The following is a 16947-nucleotide window of genomic DNA, read 5'->3' as shown; positions in this document are numbered from 1 at the left end:
TAACAGTATCGTATCTGGACTGAGTCCCTACGGAACTGTATAGTCGCACAATCTATCTCACCGAGAAAGCTCGATCCCAGCTGGCAGTGATGGGGTCTAACAAGAAGCTCATCACGGTTTTCTGACGGGTCACAATTTCGGCACTAGCTGCCATACCTGGAGAGAGTAGCACTTCGCGATCGCTGGCTTTCACCGATCGCTGCTTGAGTTGCACCTGCACCGGAAACGCTAATTCACCACTTTGTTCATTCACCGCATTGGGACTGATCCGATTGACGATGCCTTCCACCATGCCAAATTCTTGATAAGGAAAGGTTGCTAGCTTGACTTTGACTCTCATCCCCGATCGCACAAAGCCAATGTCTTGGTTCTTCACTTTGGCTTCGAGAATCAACGTTTCACCATCGGGCACGATCGACAGCACTTCATCGCCCGGTTGCACTGTAGATCCCGTCTTGCTGACTTTGATGTTGTAGACGGTGCCCGTCACCCCAGCGCGAACCGTACTGTGCTTGTGTTGGGCTTGGGCTTGAGTCAGTTTTGCGTCGAGGTCGGTCAGTTCTTGCTGTTGTTTGTCAATTTGGGTCAGAATTTCGCTTTGCCGTTCCGATGCTAAGCGAGTTGCATTCTTGATCGCGGCTTGATGTGCCTGTTTTGCCTGTTCGATCGCCTGTTCCTGTGCCGAGATCTCTTTTTGCAACGAATCCACTTTGTTCTGGGCATCGAGATAGTCAAACCGGGGTACGGCTCCTTGCTGTTGCAATGAGCGGTAAGCCTGAGTTTTGGTGCTGGTATGTGCCAGGTCGGATTCTAGCCGCGTCTTTTGCACTTGTGCTGTTTTGATTAGGCTTAACTGACGGCTAGCCTCGGCAGCAGCAGCAGCTTGGCGATCGCGAAACTCTCGCAGGCGGGCGGCTAATAGTTGGTTTTGCAGCAAGCTTCCAGCTTGCGTGTTGCCGGTGCGTTCAGCTTGCAACCGGGCTAGGGTGTCGCGGCTTTGGTGGGAGAGTTTTTCAAGCCGATCGACTTCAGACTGAGAAATGGTCGGGTCAAGCTGCACTAAGACATCGCCTTTTTGCACATGCTTACCTTCTGTGACGTTGATTTCGCGCAGTAGACCACTGGCGAGCGATCTCATCGGCTGCACTTGGGAGGCAGGAATCACCTGTCCGGGAGCCGTTGCCACTTCATCAACTTTGCTGAAGGTTGCCCAGGCGATCGTGCCACCTACAAGGGCACAAATACTAAAGCCGAGCAGCCGAACATATACGGGCGGCAATCGACGTTGAGCATTGCCTAATTCATAGTTGAGGTAGTCTTGAGCATTAGCAAATTGAACTTTGGTTTGCTGTCGTTGCACAGCTATTGATGGAGTTTTCATGATGCCTTTCTCCTAAAGTGGCTTGATCGGCAGCTTGAACTCAATGGTTTGAAATCCGAGTCTGGAAGCTGAGGTTATGAATGCGATCGTTGAGGTTCTGAACTTGAGAAATAGAGCTTTGAACTCGATCGTTGAGATTTCAAGCTTTAAATCTGTTAATCTGAACTCAATTAATGGGGTTTTGAATGCAAATAATGCATTGCTGAACTGGAATCCTGGGGGTTTGAGGATGATCGTCGAAGCTTAGAAACTAACTCCTGGATATCAGAAATTCATGAATCAGATCAACCACAGCGTTGGTTTCTGGATGTGCTGTATGGCGAATTGGTATGAGATGGATCTTACCATTTTGCTTTCTGCGAATGAGTTGCAACAACTGAATGTTTACCATTGTCAGTCCTCCTGCATAAACTGACTGCGAAACCCACTGGATCTGAATCTCATCAAGTGAATACTCAGAATCTTGAGCCAGCAAGCAAGTAGATTTGATTGTTAAAAGATGGATCTTGCGATTGAAGGTAAACATTCTTGTTGGAAGCCAAGAACCAAAAGTCAGCATGGAGACAAGGGCGGCTGGAAATAGCAGTAGACCTATGACAGCAAGATATATCAATGGAGGATGAGTTGCTAAATGGTATACAGAGTCTAAAAGAGACTCATTTACGCCGAGATTCGTCCATATTTTCAAGGTTGAAATTAACAAGAAGTAGACAGTAACGTAGAGAAAAACGACTAGCATCGCAACGTCACAAGTACTTCTTTTTTCCTTGATAACCAGGCGATCGGGTGTTGTTTCTAGAACTTTCAGCATCAGGTCAAAACCAGTTGGTGAAGAATTTAGGACTGTAGCTTTGAATGTTGCAAATCCCATCGATCCGCTTAAGTCTCTACGTTTGTTCTCGGTTGTAGTTGTAGAGTGGGCATTGCCCACCCTACTAGCTGGTCTGACACTAATGCTGATTGACGCTGCTGGTTATTCGGGGCGAAAAAACAATGTTCTCTCTTTGCCATCCTTGTCATAGTCAGCAATCACGATCGACTTTCCAGTTACATTTGCTGCATCTTGGAAGAAGTCTTCACATGAGGCAGCAGCTGGACCTTTCTTCCCTCCATCACCAGGTTTGCACAGAGCGCGATTCACACCAATTGCCATAACTGGCTCGTCAGGATTTCGGAGCCACTCTTCAATGAATGCCATCCGTTCAGCGTGTGCAGCTTTGTATTTGCCACCTTCGCCCTGATCAAACGCTCCTGAATCTTGAAACTCTATCTCATACTTGTTCATAAAGCTTTCTACTTGTCCCACTAAATGCTGCCGTCGTGGATCTTTTGCCCAACCACTCAAGATTTCTTCATTGTCTTCAGCTTTGGCAAGGGTTTTTTTGGTTTTCTCCAAACCGTCGCGAGCAGTCTTAGCTCTTTCGGCAGCATCTGACTCAAGTTCGTTAGATGGATGATAAGGCGAGTTTTCAATTTCATCAAAGTTGCTTGGTTGCCCCAAAGGTCTGTTCGTATTTGGATCGTTTGGTTTGGAGCCAGAGAGTGAAGGAAATCCGCCCCCGCCAGCGGGTGAGGTTTGAGGGGATGGGTTGCCAGAACCACCTGACTGAGGCGTAGGTGCTGAGTCAGCACGTCTAGGTTGGTTGGGGGACGATCTACTGTTGCCGGAATTACCACTGTTCCCTGCTGGTAATCCATTGTTATCAGAGTCATCGTATCCGCCAGTAGGGCGACCACCACCGCCAGTAGGGGGTTTCCGAGGGGGTTGGTTGCTATTGCCAGAACCGCCTGACCGAGGTGCAGGGGCTGAGTCAGCACGAGAGTTCCGATCGTGCGTAGTGACACCCGGTGTTGTTCCGGTGGTAGATGGGCTAGAAGGACGAGTCCTACCATTGCCTCCTCCAACCGCAACGGGTTGGCGATCGCGGTTGCCTGCTGTTGAACGATCAGTGGAGGGGCGAGTACGATCGCGTGCTCCAACAGTAACGATCTCGCGACGAGAGTTCCGATCGCGCGTGGTGCCACTCGATGTTGCTACAGCAGTAGATGGGCGGGATTGATCACCTCTCCGTCCTCCAACCACAATGGGTTGGCGATCGCGGATATTTCCTTCTGAACGACCGCGATCGTCGCGTCTTCCACGAGCATCCAGTTCTGAGCCAGACCGTGAGGGAGAACCACTATTCCTGGGAGGGTTCTGAGGTGGTGGATTACCTGCGACACCGACATTGAGTTCTCCATTGCGGTCATTTCCTGCTGAAGGACCAGTCGGGCGATCTCTTCTTCCACGGCTGGAGAAAACCGTTTCAGCTAGTGTAAACGCAGCGTCACCAGAGTTAAAGTTGCCGTTGGCAACCTCAGACACTCCTTCTACAATCCCTCTGGTTTCTTCTACCGCACCATACACTTCAGAAGCCCGGTTAGCCAGCTCAGAAGCCCGTCTACCCAGCCTCGCACCCGTTGCAAACTCACCTCCGGGAAGAACCCCCAATGCGGATACAGCAGCATTTTCGTAATCCCCTTCTGCGGCGTACCAAACTGCATTAAGTCCATCAGCAAGAAAACCGACTGGGGTCAACCCTACCACGTCTAGAACGGCATGCCCAACCTCTGAGACTACTGCATATCCATTGGTATCAGGAACAGGTGGAGTAGGGCGAGGGGGGTTGAGAGGTGCTCGTTCCTCTCGTGGGTGAAGTGCAACGTCTCGTTGTGCAGCGGTTGGTTGAGGCGGGAGCGGGGTTCGTTCCCCTCGTCGGTGAAGTTCATTAGCTCGTTGTCCAACGGCTCGTTGTCCAGCAGCTCGTTGTGCAGGGGTTGGTGTGGATTGAGCCGGGCGAGGGGGAAGCGGGGCTCGTTCCCCTTGTCGGTGAAGTGTAAAAGCATGTTGTGCAGGGGTTGGTGGAGCCGGAGGACGGGGAGGAAGCGGGGTTCGTCCCCCTTGTTGGCGAAGTGCAACGGCTCGTTGTCCAGCGGCTCGTTGTGCAGGGGTTGGTGTGGATTGAGCCGGGCGAGGGGGGAGCGGGGTTCGTTCCCCTTGTCGGTGAAGTGCAAAAGCTCGTTGTCCAGCGGCTCGCTGTGCAGGGGTTGGTGGAACCGGGCGGGGGGAGGTGAGAGGGTCTCGTCGGCGAGGTGCAACGGCTCGTTGTGCAGGAGTTGATCGAGCAGGGCTTCGTGGTCCATCACCTTCAATCGGGAAATTGGTTCGTTCACTTGCCACAGAACCATCTCGACTTTCCCAGGTTGCGCCACCTAAAGACTCAGACACTGGCTGAACCAGCTGAGCGCCAGAAAACACGATCGCTTCAGGAGTGGTGTGTTTTGCCAGATTGATCGCGCCTGTTGAGTTGAGCAATCCCGCACCTGTTTCGGCATCTCTGCCAGGAGCTTTTAAGTCGGTGGCAGTGGTAGTGAGCATTTGATTCACTTGCTGACTGCTCAACTCTGGATTGGCGCTCCAGATACTGGCGATCGCACCCGTCACTTTTGCGGCGGCGAGTGATGTTCCCGCAGAACCCACTTCTGCAACCAGATCTAAGCCATTGCCATAGCTGGAATAGGAAGCGCGATCGCTCCCATTTGCTGCGCCCACCACAATCAAATTGTCAGAGGGTTGAGAGGCTTGCCCTAAAGCAGACATAGCACCACCTTGATTTCCCGATGATGCAACAACCAGCACATCATTGTCATGAGCATAGGCTAAAGCAGATTGTTCATCCGCCGTAAGTCGCGATCGATTGGAGGTACTGCCGTCTGGATGCACTTCGGTTAGATCAAAGCTGAGGTTAGCAACGGCACGAGAATGTCCGCCTGCTTTAGCGGTATCGACAAATTCAACGAGCGATTCTGACCAATTGCCGGTGCCGACCCCCTTCCCCTGCCAAATTTGCGCTTGCGGATTCTCCTTTTGAATGGCTTCGGCCATTTTGCTACCATGCTCATTCGCGCCAAACCCCGAATCAATCACACCGACTAACGGTTGATTGGGTGATGCGGTTCCTTTAAGAGCGGGAAGGATTTGATTGGGGGCGATCGCGTCTCCCGAACCATTCACAAAATCTTGTGCCGACTGAAACTTGTTAGCCACCCAGCCACTCGCTTTGTTCAGCCAGTTAGAACCCAAATCGGTTGTAGAACTGCTGTGATGGACTGGCTGACTGAGTTGAGTTGGGTCGATCGCAGCTTGGGTCGATCGGGGTTGAAAACTGGCATGAGCTTGTTGGTCAGAGTAAGAATCGCGGTTCATGATTGTTCTCCGATGATTGTGTGAATTGTGAGCGGTGATTAAACGGCTGCTTGCTGCTGTTGGTGCAGCACAGAGTAAGCGCCTTTTTGCTGCAAGAGTTCTTCGTGAGAACCTTGCTCGATCAGAACTCCTTTTTCGAGTACGAGAACCTGGTCGGCGTGTTTGAGCGGTGCAAAGCGGTGCGTGATCATTAACACTGTCCGCCCGTTGCGAACTCGCTGCAAATTCTGCAAGACCTGGCGTTCAGTTTCGCTATCCAAGGCGCTGGTGGCTTCGTCAAGAATCAAAAGCGGTGCCGTTGAGAGGAAGACTCGTGCCAGGGCTAAGCGTTGCCGTTGTCCACCCGATAGCCCAGTGCCGCGTTCGCCGATCGAGGTTTCATAACCTTGTGGTAGTGCCGAAATAAAGTCGTGAGCCGCCGCCATCTTTGCCGCCTCAACCACTTGCTCGGGTGAGATGTCAGGATTGTTGAACGAAATGTTCTCGAAGACGCTACCGCTAAAAAGGAAATCGTCTTGTAGCACCACGCCAATTTGTTGACGCAACGACACTAAGTTCGCACCTTTAATATCAAACCCATCGAGTAAGACTCGCCCCGATCGCGGGTGATATAAGCGTTGAATTAGCTTCGACAAGGTACTTTTACCAGAGCCACTGCGCCCCACAATGCCGACAAACATTCCTGGCTCTATATCAAACGAAACGCCTTTCAGCACATCTTCGAGGCCGGGCTGATAGCGGAAAAATAGTTTATCGAAGCTAATTTGACCCCGGACAGGTGGCAGCACTAACCCGGTGTCTGACGCTGCTTCCGGCGCTTCATTGAGAATGTCACCAATGCGGTCAACTGACAACAACACTTGCTGAAAACTTTGCCACAGCTGAGCTAGATGTAATAAAGGCGCGATCGCTTTGCCTGATAGCATCTGGAACGCGACTAGCTGCCCGATCGTTAAATGATGTTCAATCACTAACATCGCTCCAAACCAGAGAATCATCAGTTCAGAAAGGTTGGTCAACCACTCGCCGACATGACCATCGACGTTAGACAAGGTAGAGGCGCGAAAATTAGTCCGCACATAGCGAGCAAACAAGCCCTCCCAGCGTTCGCGTGTTGCCAACTGTGCCGAATGAGCCTTGATGGCATGAATGCCAGACACCGTTTCGACCAAAAAGGATTGGCTATCCGCATGACGATTAAAGGACTCATTCAGCCAGCTTCGCAACAGGGGCGTGGTAAACAACATCAGTCCGACCAAGGCTGGAATCACGGCCAAACTGACTAAGGTTAATTTGGGGCTGTAGAACAGCATTAAGCCTAAGTAAACCACCATGAATACGGCATCAATCACCACCGTCAAAGCCGTTCCCGTGAGAAACTGGCGAATATTCTCTAATTCCTGTGCCCGTGCCACTGTATCCCCGACCCTTCGCGCTTCAAAGTAAGCCAACGGAAGTTCCAGCAAATGGCGAAAGAGTTGCGACGACAAACTGAGATCGAGGCGGCGTGCCGTATGCGTGAACACGAACAGGCGAATCACACCCAGAATGGCTTCAAAAATGCCCACACCGAGAAGCGCGATCGCGACGACATGCAGCGTTGACAAACTCTCATGCACAATCACCTTGTCAATGATGACCTGGGTCAGCATTGGCGTGGCTAGCCCCAACACTTGCAGCACCAGCGAGGCTAACAGCACTTCCCCTAGCAGTTTGCGGTAGCGCCAAACGGCGGGGATAAACCAACGCAGATTAAACGCTTCCGCTTTAGGTATGGGTTCTACCAACCACAGTTGTCCATCCCAAGCCGCTTCGACCAGCTCACGCGGCATACTCTCACATCGCTGCTGCCGATGGAGCGGGTCAGCTACCACCATGCGGTTTCCGTTTACCTCATAGACCACAACCCAGTGTTCTTGCCGCCAGTGCAGCAAAGCTGGAAACGAGAGTCGATCGAGTCCAGCCCAGCTAACTTGTTGAATGTGATGCAACTGAAGACCGATTGTTTCAGCCCCTGCCGCCAAATTTTGAGCGGTTTGTCCCTGAATTTGCCGCTGCACTTGTTTGAGCGACATGGGCGCTTGCAAGTGTTGCGTCGTCATCGTTAGGCAAGCGGCGGCGCTGCTGAGACTAAACACATAGGGATAGCCCACTGCTGGATGCGGCAGTTGTGGATCGAACGGTTGATAGCGCCAGCGCAGGTCTGCCCAAACATCATGCAGCCTGGGAGAGTCGGCTGCTTGCCAGAGCTCCGACTGCCAAAACGCAACGACCACTTCTTGGCTGGCGGCTCTCGCTTTCCAATCTCCGACCAGTGTTAAAGTATCGCCAAACCAGTCTCCTGGCTTGAGCAACACTGATTTTCCCGGTTCCAAGGCGGAGGTTCCTTGCGCTTGTACCAGCCGCACCTTTCCAGCCAGCAGCAGCAGTTGGCTACCGGGTGTTTGACTCGACCAAAGCACTTCGCCAGTCGTATGACGGCTGATTTGCGCGTGTTGTCGGAAGTGTAATTTCTGTTCGTCTTCAAGCAGACTCAACGGGAGTTCATCCCAGGGTAAATTGAGCGTGTAAACGTCTGTTTGGGCAACCATGTAGTTCACCTGTGATGCGATAGTCGAGGATGCTTGCGACGGATTGAAGATGGCTACAGAAGTTTGAATTTTTGGCTAGTGACTCTGATGAGGAATTCCGGCGATCTCAACTGGGCGATCGCCCGCTACTGAGCGCTGATCAACGTGAGCTGATCAAGGGCAGCGCGATAACGGTCTGCATTGCCAATCTGTTGATAAAACTTGGCGGCTTGTTTGAAATCTGAGAGGGCAGACTTGGTGTTACCGAGTTTGACCTGAAGTTCACCGCGGCTGTAGAACGCCGCGCCAAGATTGCTGCCGCCCCAACCCTGATTGAGTCTGATGGCTTCAGTGAAATCTTCAAGGGCTTGCTGCTGCTGCTTTAAAGCGGTATAAACCTTAGCTCGATTACTATAAGCGAGTGAGGTCGGTTGCAGCTGAATGGAACGTGAATAGTCACTTTTCGCGCCCTGGTAATCGCGTAGAGCGCTTTTAGCAGCACCTCGATTCAAATACAGCGTTGCATTATTGGGATAGCGGCGAATCCCTTCGTCCAATATCTTTAACCCCTTCTGATAGTTACCTTGTCTAATCTGAAGACTACTTGCCAGGGTATAATTGCCAATTTGTTGAACTACAATGCTTCGCTGTCCTGGCAAATTGTTGATTGCTGCGGCAGCAGGAATGGCAAAGTTGAGATTGGTGCCCGGATTGCCGCTTCTAACAATCCCAATCACCTGACCATCCTCATCCAACAATGGTCCACCAGAGCTTCCAAAGCTAGCGGTCGCGGTAAATTGAATCAAACCACTGCTGTCGATGCGGCTGATGATGCCATCACTGAGGCTTCTCTCTAAACCCTTTGGATCACCGATCGCATAGGCTTTTTGCCCAATTCTGGGAGGCACTGTTTGCATTCTCAAACTTGGCAGCGGCTTTTTAGGGCGGATCTGAACGAGGGCTAAGTCAACTTGAGCATTGCGAGACACTACGATGCCTGAGTAGATGGAGCCGTCGGTTAACTTAACCGCCACTTGTTTGTTCTTGCCGACCACGTGGTGATTGGTCAGAATGAAGCCTTTAGAATCGGCAATAAATCCACTGCCATAATTAAACGCTTTGCCGTTTTGGGCAGCGATCGAAACCACCGCAGGACTAGATCGCTGATAGAGAGTTGCCGGATCAAGGGCAAAGGCGGCATGAGTGACCAGCGCGAGCGCAAGGGTGTTGAGCGCTGTAAAAGTCTTGGCTACCAATTTCATCAGAGGTTCTCCCGTGTAAGCGTAAAAGGGTTTAGCTTGAAAATTGGGATGAGGTTGCCTAACTGAAGCAACTCAGCGATCACGTGTCATGAGACGATCGAGATCGCGGAGACGAAACAAGAGCAAATTAGTGTAGATAACCGCAGACTAGGAATGATGCAGGAAGGGTTGCGGTGAGTAAGAATTTTGAGTTCTTGATTTAAAGCTTAAGTAAAGCGGACTGAGAAAGCATTCGTTCTACCCACAAATTGCGTGGTAGGAAGTGCGTAAGCATGCTTGCGGGAAAGTGCAACTTGAAGGGTTAATACTACTTTCTAGAGGATTGTCTGCCGGAGTCATTAGTATCTGTAGTCTCAGTTGATCGCAAATTCAGTAGCTAGCTGTGCTGCCATGAGTGAAAAGCGAACTGAGGTTTGTATTAATCAGCAGTTGTGGCAATGATGTTAACCTGCGATCGCTGGAATGGCAGCGTAGGCTGGTCCTATGGCATCGCCCGGACAACCCTACCCAATTGCGATCGTTATTCAGAGCAGCGTTACTCTGCTTCTCCAATGAGCGTGAATGCTGCCCAATCTCGCGGCTGGGGATGGGATGTCATTGTGGTTAACATTGCCTGTCGGAGTGCCTGAGCTTTATCGGGTTGTTTCTGCAAGTTCAGGTAAAACGTCTGCATCAACTCTGCTGTTGGGGCATCGGGAACTGCCCAGAGGGAAACAATCACACTCGGTACACCTGCTGCAATCAGCGATCGTGACAAGCCCACGATGCCATCGCTTGTCACATCACCTTGGGCAGTATCACAGGCACTTAACACCACTAGCTCTGCCTTGAGCTTCATATTCAAGATTTCAGTTGGGGTGAGTAAACCATCATCAACCTGGTTGGGGGAGTTGGGGGCAAGCACGATCGCGCCCGGTGCATTGCCACTGTTGGTGGTCAATAAACCATGCGTTGCGAGATGAATAAACCGTGCTTGCGGCATCTGGTTGAGTACTGCTGCTTTAGTTGCAGCAGCCCCAATCAGCGGTGTGGTCTTGAGCAACTGCGCGACAGTGCGGGCTTCTTGTTCGGCTGCGGGTAAAGGGACAAGGCCACCCTCCGACAGTTTGGGCAGTGTAGGATTGCCAACCACCAAAGCAGTGCGGTTTGGAGTACGGTTAAGTTGTTGTTGGTTCTGGTCAGTAAAACTCAAGACCTGAATTGAAGGTGCTGTCAGCAGGGTGTGCTGTTCAATCAGATAAGTGCCTTTTTCATTCAGTAAGGCGGGAAAAGGCACCAATAACAGTTCGTTTTGTGGAATGAAGATGACGCGATCGCTGGGATTCTTGGGTAATAAGTCAGCGATCGGTTCAATCAGCATTTGATGTAAGGTTCTGAGTTGATACGCTCCAAACTGATCGAGGCGAACATTCGTTGGCTGGGAAGTTGAAGTGGGTGTTGTTCCAGAGCGACGAACGCCTCGCCGTAGAACATCATGAGTGACGGACACTAACTCTTGCAGTTCTGTGGTTGAGAATTTGTACCGAGTTTTGCGGAACTCGATCTGTCCGGTAGGACGAATCACCCAAATATATAACGCTCCCCCAACCACCGAATATTCAACTAATGTAGCGTTTTGCTGGCGGGCAACTTGTTGGATTTGAGGGAGCGAGAGCGGTTGACCCAGGCGCTGAAGGGTTTGAGGTGGCATGGAATCCCCTGCTAATCGCGTTGCCAGTAACTCGACAAAAGCGCGGGTACGACCGCGCTCGGCAACTTCGAGCGCTGCCGTGGTTTTGTTTTGAACAACCAGTGTGAGTTGCAACCAAAGGTAAGGATTGACGAGCCGATTTGCCAGGAAAACTTTGTCTCGATCTTTTAGCCCCCCCCGCAGGGATTCGACAATCTCGATCGCTTCATACAACGCTTTTTCTGCAGCATTGATGCTGCCAGAGTAAGCAAGCGATTGCCCCAGTCCTGTGAGAATTAGACTCTTAGTCAAGCGATCGTCAGTTTGTTGGGCAATCTTTAATGCTTGCTGAAAAGATTCCTGTGCCTGACTGTATTGCCTTAGTTTGTTGTAAACCATACCCACGTTAGCAAGTGCGACCTTTTCGCTTTCGCGATTACCAATCTGCTGAGCGATTTTCAAAGCGGATTGAAAATGCTTCATGGCATTGGTATGTTGTTCTAACTCATAGGAAATCGTGCCAATATTGATAAGCGTTCTACTTTCACCTGCCAAATTGCTACTCTGCTGAAGAATCTTCAGGGCTTGTTCAAACACGGTCAATGCTTTATCTCGTTGTCCTAGACTCATGTAAGCATTACCCATATTATTAAGGGTCATACTCTCGCCCTCACGATTGCTAATCTGCTGTGCAATCCTCAGCGATCGTTCATAAAACTCCAGTGCCCTGGTGGATTGTCCTAATTCCTGGTAAACATCGCCAATATTACTGAGAATCGCTCCTTCTCCAGTGCGATAACCGCTTTGTTGAATTATCTGTAAGGCTTGTTGATGCGTGGTTATTGCCTTAGCGTATTGAGATTGTTTTGTATAAATCAGACCCATCAGAGTTAGCGACATTCCTGCTTGTACAGGAGCGTCGATGCGCTGAAAACCCTCTAATGCTTGTTGATAGAACTCTAATGCTTTGGGATATTGACCTAAATTCTCGTAGACACTCCCCAGATTCAGCAGAATTACTCCTCCCGCATTCGGATCGATTTGTCGAGCCACTTTCAATGAGGCTTCCAAAAACTCTGCCGCCTTCGCATACTGTCCCCAGCGAGTGTAAATTCCTCCAATGTTGCTGAGATTCGTTGCTTCAAGCATTCGATCGCCAGTTTGTCGGGTAATCACTAACGCAGCTTGAGCCGTTTCTAGCGCTTTAGCAAGTTGCCCCAAGTCAGCATAAGCCCGACCCGCAAAAGTCAGAGCCATACCTTCTGCCTTGCGATCGTCAACTTGTCGGAAGACCTCTGCGGCTTGTTGGTAAGACCCTAATGCTTTGGCGAATTGCTCTAAACTGTCATATGCGTACCCAAGAATGACAAGCACTGCCCCTTCCTGTGCGCGATCGTCGATTGATTGATACAGTTTCAAGGCAGCTTCAAACGCAGCGATCGCCTCCTTTACACGACCTGCATCCAATAATTGCTGACCTTGTTTCGAGAGGCGATTGGCTTCAGCTTTCCGAGCATCGATCGTCTGAGCGACAGCGGGAGGTGGGGCGTGGGGAGGCAGGCAAACAGTAACAGGCAAAAAGCAAAGGGCGAGAGGCAAAAGGAAACGCAATCGCACATTACGTTTGCTTGCTTTGATCCGTTGGGGCGAAGGTTGCATGGGTTCTAAGGTTTGGGTTGCAGGGGTTAGCGACGTAGGGACACAGGAACGGCGGGGCATGGAGATTTCTATGCCATTTCATACTCTCCGCGTCATAACGGTGCCCCTTCAAGGTCTCGTAACATTTGCTCCACCTGCTTCGTTAGGCTCACCTTGCCTTGTGCTTTAGAGAGTTCTTTTGCCTGCTTTAGATGCTCAAGCCCTTTCGGCTCCTGTTGATCGACAGACAAAGCAACTCCTAAGAGAAAGTGAGCCTCAGCATTGTGGTAGCTCAGTGCAACGGCTTGCTTCAGTTCTAGGATTGCCTCGGATCGCTTATCTTGGGCTAACAGCACTGCCCCTAGAGCGTAGCGGGACTTGGGCGATTTGGCATCAAGTTCTACTGCCTTCTCAGCCTCAGTCAGAGCTTCAGTTTGCTTTCCTTGTTTAGATAAGACCAATCCCAAGTTGCTGTGGGCGATCGCCAACTTCGGGTCTAGCTCAATTGCTTTCTGGTATTCAGCGATCGCTTTGTCTGCTTGCTTTTGCTGATTCAAAGCTGCCCCTAAGTTGTTGTGAGCCATCGCATTATTTGGCTTAAGCTCGATTGTCCGCTTTAGCTTGGTGCTGGCTTGTTCCAGATGTCCTTGATCCAATAAAGCTGCTCCAAGAGTCACCAAAGCTTCTGCGTTACGGGGCTTCAGCTCAACGGCTTTGCGAGCGGCTGTAATCGCTCCGTCAACATCGCCTCGCTGATACAGTAGAGCAGCCAAATTAGTGTAGGCACGGGCACTATGCGAATTCAGTGCAATCGTCTCTTGATAAGCCGCGATCGCTTCATCATGCCTGCCACGGTCTTGCAAGGCGTCACCGAGGCTGAGATGAATATCTTCGACGTTTGTAGGTGTCAATTCAAGGGATTTTCGATAAGCGGCGATCGCTTGATCGAGTTCCCCTTCCTGACTGAGCGCCAAGCCTAAATTGTAATAAGCATCGGCATTAGCTGCATCGTGCTGAATGACCTGACGAAAGGCTAACGCAGACTCTTGATAATCTCCTTTGTCATATGACGTGAGTCCTTGTTGAAACTGATATGAAGCGATGAGACGAGGAGCTTGAAGTAAACCAGCGAGTGCCAACGCTAGGAGAATGAATATACCTGGAATCGGGCGATTTGCTTGATGTCGCATACTAGAGCCTCCTGATACCTCTACTTGTGGACTTCAACAGTGGAATAAAACTCCGTGATGATTTTGGATCGAGAGATGGGTTTTAGGTGGAGAGGTTTAGGTAGATACGGCAGGGGTAGTCTTAATCTGTCTGAGTCGATCGTCTTTCAGAGCAAGGTTACTCTGCTTCTCCAATCAGCGTAAATGCTGCCCAATCTTTCGGTTCGGGATGGGTTTTCATGGTGGTTAACATGGCCTGCCGCAGTGCCTGCGCCTTATTTGGGTTCTTTTTCAAGTTTGTATAAAACGTCTGCATCAATGCTGCGGTCGGCGCATCAGGAACTGCCCAGAGGGAAACAATTACACTGGGTACACCTGCCGAAATCAAAGAGCGCGACAACCCAATCACGCCATCTCCAGTGATCCGTCCTTCTCCCGTGTTGCAGGCGCTCAAGACAACTAGGCTGGCTTGCAGTTTCATCTCGAAGATTTCTGCTGCGGTCAATAAGCCATCATCGTTGCCAGAGGGAGCCAGGGCGATCGCACTACCCAATCCCTGCACGTTATCCAGCAATCCATGCGTGGCGAGGTGAATGATCGATGCTTGAGGCATTTTTTGAGTGATGGCAGCTTTGGTGCCTTGATCGCCGAGGATGGCTTGAGTGTTGAGCATTCTGGCGACCGCTATGGCTTCAGTTTCGGCTTCGGGAAGGGGCGACAAGGCTTGTTTCGGCTCTCCAGGTGACAGGGAGACCTGAGGCATGGTGGGATTGCCCAGCACGAGAGCGTTGCCATGACGATTGGCTGGCTCGTTGGCTAACTTCTGCTGTTGTTGTCGGGTGAGTGCCAAAACTTGAATCGAGGGTGCGGTAAGGATGGTGTGTTTTTGGATTAAGTAAGTGCCGTCGGCATCTTGCAGGGCGGGAAAGGGCACCTGGAAGAGCGAATCTTGGGGAATGAAAATGACGTGGGCGTTGGGGTCTTTGGGTAGAAGTGTTTGAATTGGGTCAATCAGCAGTTGATGTAGCCTCTGCAAGTTGAAGTTGGGTTCGGATTTTGTGGAGCGATTGTTACTGCGACTACGACTACGAAGACCCTCGGATTCTTGATAGTCAATGATGAAGCTGACTAGAGAGGCGTTGTGCTGTTGCCAGAGAGGTTTGAGGTCAACTTGACGAAAGGTGATTTCGCCAGTAGGTTGAATCACCCAGATGTAGAGCAAAGATTCCCTCGGTTCGCTTTTTCCTTGAATCTGGAAGGCGTCGTAGATAATGGAATACTGCACCAACGTTGCATTCTGTGCTTTGGCGATTTGGCGGATCTGGGCTTGGTTAGGAGCAGAAGCAACGACCGAATCAGCAGCATCTGACGATAAACGCTGGGTCAGCAGATCGACAAAGGCGCGGGCACGTCCCCGTTCGGCAATTTCTAATGCGGCGATTGGGTCATTTTGAGCTACCTGGACTTGTTGTAACGTCCGATAAGTGCGAGCTTGTCCTTCAAAGATGGAGACTTTATTCGCATCGTTGGAACCGAGCAGTTGCCGCATCGATTCCCACAATTGAATCCCCTTCACAAGCACGGTTTCAGCTTCTGTCATGTTGCCAGCTTTCAAAAACGTCCATCCGAGGTTATTGAGCGCTATACCTTCCCTAGTGCGGTCTTTAATTTCGCGGGCAATAGCTAAGCTCTGCTGAATGTACTCGATTGCTTGGATACCGTTGCCCAAATAGCCGTTAGCAAGTCCCAAATTGGTTAATGCTATACCCTCCCCTTGACGATCTTTAATTTCGCGGGCAATAGCTAAGCTCTGCTGAATATACTCAATTGCTTTAGTGTAGTTGCCCAGATAGCCGTTAGCGGCTGCCAAATTTCCTAGGAGCCGACCTTCCATTTGGCGGTCTTTAACTTCGCGGGCGATCGCTAAACTCTGTTCTCCATACTCAATCGCTTTGGGGTAATCGCCTAGAGAACTGTAAGGGTTACCCAAATTGCCCAATACTCGACCTTCCATTGGACGGTCTTTGACTTCGCGGGCGATGGCTAAACTCTGTTCTCCATACTCAATCGCTTGGGTGTAGTTACCTAAAGAACTGTAAGCAGAGCCCAAATTGCTCAGTGCCCGACCTTCCATTGGACGGTCTTTGACTTCGCGAGCGATGGCTAAACTCTGTTCTTCATACTCAATCGCTTTGAGGTAATCGCCTAGAGAACTGTAAGGGTTACCCAAATTGCTTAGTGCCCGACCTTCCATTTGGCGGTCTTTTACTTCGCGGGCGATCGCTAAACTCTGTTCTCCATACTCAATCGCTTTGGGGTAATCGCCTAGAGAACTGTAAAAGTTACCTAAATTGCCCAATACTCGACCTTCCATTGGACGGTCTTTTACTTCGCGGGTGATGGCTAAACTCTGTTCTCCATACTCAATCGCTTTGGGGTAGTTACCTAAAGAACTGTAAGCAGAGCCCAAATTGCTCAGTGCCCGACCTTCCATTGGACGGTCTTTGACTTCGCGGGCGATGGCTAAACTCTGTTCTTCATACTCAATCGCTTTAGGGTAGTTACCTAGAGAACTGTAAGCAGAACCCAAATTGCTAAGTACAATACCTTCCATTGGACGGTCTTTGACTTCGCTGGCGATGGCTAAACTCTGTTCTCCATACTCAATCGCTTTGGGGTAATCGCCTAAAGAGCGGTAAGCAGAACCCAAGTCGCCTAGTGCCTGACTTTCCATCTGGCGGTTTTTAAGGGCGCGATAAAGCTGGAGTGCCTGTTGCCAGGAAGTTAGCGCTGCTGAGACTTGTCCAGTCTGGTATTGCTGGTAGCCCTGCTGCAACAGTTGCTCGGCTTCTGCTTCACGAGAATCAGTGGTCTGAGCGACAGCGGGAGGTGGAGAGAAGGGAAGAAGGTAAACGGTAACAGGCAAAAAGCAAAAGGCAAGGGGCAGGAGGAAACGCGATCGCACCTTGCGTTTGCTTAATTTGATCTGTTTGGGGGCAGATTTCATCGGTT

8 protein-coding genes are annotated in these 16947 nt (G+C 50.6%); all 8 read right to left on the bottom strand.

The features are described from left to right. Positions 1-52 precede the first annotated feature (52 nt). Positions 53-1381, bottom strand: coding sequence for an HlyD family type I secretion periplasmic adaptor subunit (locus H6F76_RS01630; protein ID WP_190505356.1), 1329 nt, complete (start codon positions 1379-1381; stop codon positions 53-55). A 250-nt stretch (positions 1382-1631) separates the two neighbouring features. Further along, positions 1632-2252: a hypothetical protein gene (locus H6F76_RS01625; RefSeq protein WP_190505354.1), complete on the bottom strand. Its 621-nt coding sequence runs from the start codon at positions 2250-2252 to the stop codon at positions 1632-1634. Between the two features lie 102 nt (positions 2253-2354). After that, the gene (locus H6F76_RS01620) at positions 2355-5627 is read right to left on the bottom strand and encodes a S8 family serine peptidase (protein ID WP_190505352.1); all 3273 of its coding nucleotides are present in this window, start codon (positions 5625-5627) and stop codon (positions 2355-2357) included. Positions 5628-5665: 38 nt separating this feature from the next. Further along, a complete protein-coding gene (locus tag H6F76_RS01615; protein ID WP_190505349.1) occupies positions 5666-8218 on the bottom strand; it encodes a type I secretion system permease/ATPase in 2553 nt (850 codons plus the stop codon). Between the two features lie 125 nt (positions 8219-8343). After that, complete coding sequence (locus H6F76_RS01610; protein WP_190505347.1) at positions 8344-9459, bottom strand: trypsin-like peptidase domain-containing protein; 1116 nt, start codon at positions 9457-9459, stop codon at positions 8344-8346. A gap of 535 nt (positions 9460-9994) precedes the next feature. Then, the gene (locus H6F76_RS01605) at positions 9995-12787 is read right to left on the bottom strand and encodes a CHAT domain-containing protein (RefSeq protein ID WP_190505345.1); all 2793 of its coding nucleotides are present in this window, start codon (positions 12785-12787) and stop codon (positions 9995-9997) included. 92 nt (positions 12788-12879) lie between these two features. Next, the gene (locus tag H6F76_RS01600; protein ID WP_190505343.1) at positions 12880-13956 is read right to left on the bottom strand and encodes a tetratricopeptide repeat protein; all 1077 of its coding nucleotides are present in this window, start codon (positions 13954-13956) and stop codon (positions 12880-12882) included. A gap of 157 nt (positions 13957-14113) precedes the next feature. Then, positions 14114-16942, bottom strand: a complete 2829-nt coding sequence (locus tag H6F76_RS01595; protein ID WP_190505342.1) for a CHAT domain-containing tetratricopeptide repeat protein — start codon at positions 16940-16942, stop codon at positions 14114-14116. Positions 16943-16947: the final 5 nt, after the last annotated feature.

The organism is Leptolyngbya sp. FACHB-321, from assembly GCF_014695975.1.
Classification (GTDB): Bacteria; Cyanobacteriota; Cyanobacteriia; order Leptolyngbyales; family Leptolyngbyaceae; genus Stenomitos.
Note: the sequence above shows the minus strand (reverse complement) of the source record. Positions and strands in the feature narration are given on the sequence as shown.

Bases quoted from the DNA above. Each gene is read 5' to 3' on its own strand.
- H6F76_RS01630 (WP_190505356.1), bottom strand. From the start codon at position 1,381: ATGAAAACTCCATCAATAGCTGTGCAACGACAGCAAACCAAAGTTCAA.
- H6F76_RS01625 (WP_190505354.1), bottom strand. From the start codon at position 2,252: ATGGGATTTGCAACATTCAAAGCTACAGTCCTAAATTCTTCACCAACT.
- H6F76_RS01620 (WP_190505352.1), bottom strand. From the start codon at position 5,627: ATGAACCGCGATTCTTACTCTGACCAACAAGCTCATGCCAGTTTTCAA.
- H6F76_RS01615 (WP_190505349.1), bottom strand. From the start codon at position 8,218: ATGGTTGCCCAAACAGACGTTTACACGCTCAATTTACCCTGGGATGAA.
- H6F76_RS01610 (WP_190505347.1), bottom strand. From the start codon at position 9,459: ATGAAATTGGTAGCCAAGACTTTTACAGCGCTCAACACCCTTGCGCTC.
- H6F76_RS01605 (WP_190505345.1), bottom strand. From the start codon at position 12,787: ATGCAACCTTCGCCCCAACGGATCAAAGCAAGCAAACGTAATGTGCGA.
- H6F76_RS01600 (WP_190505343.1), bottom strand. From the start codon at position 13,956: ATGCGACATCAAGCAAATCGCCCGATTCCAGGTATATTCATTCTCCTA.
- H6F76_RS01595 (WP_190505342.1), bottom strand. From the start codon at position 16,942: ATGAAATCTGCCCCCAAACAGATCAAATTAAGCAAACGCAAGGTGCGA.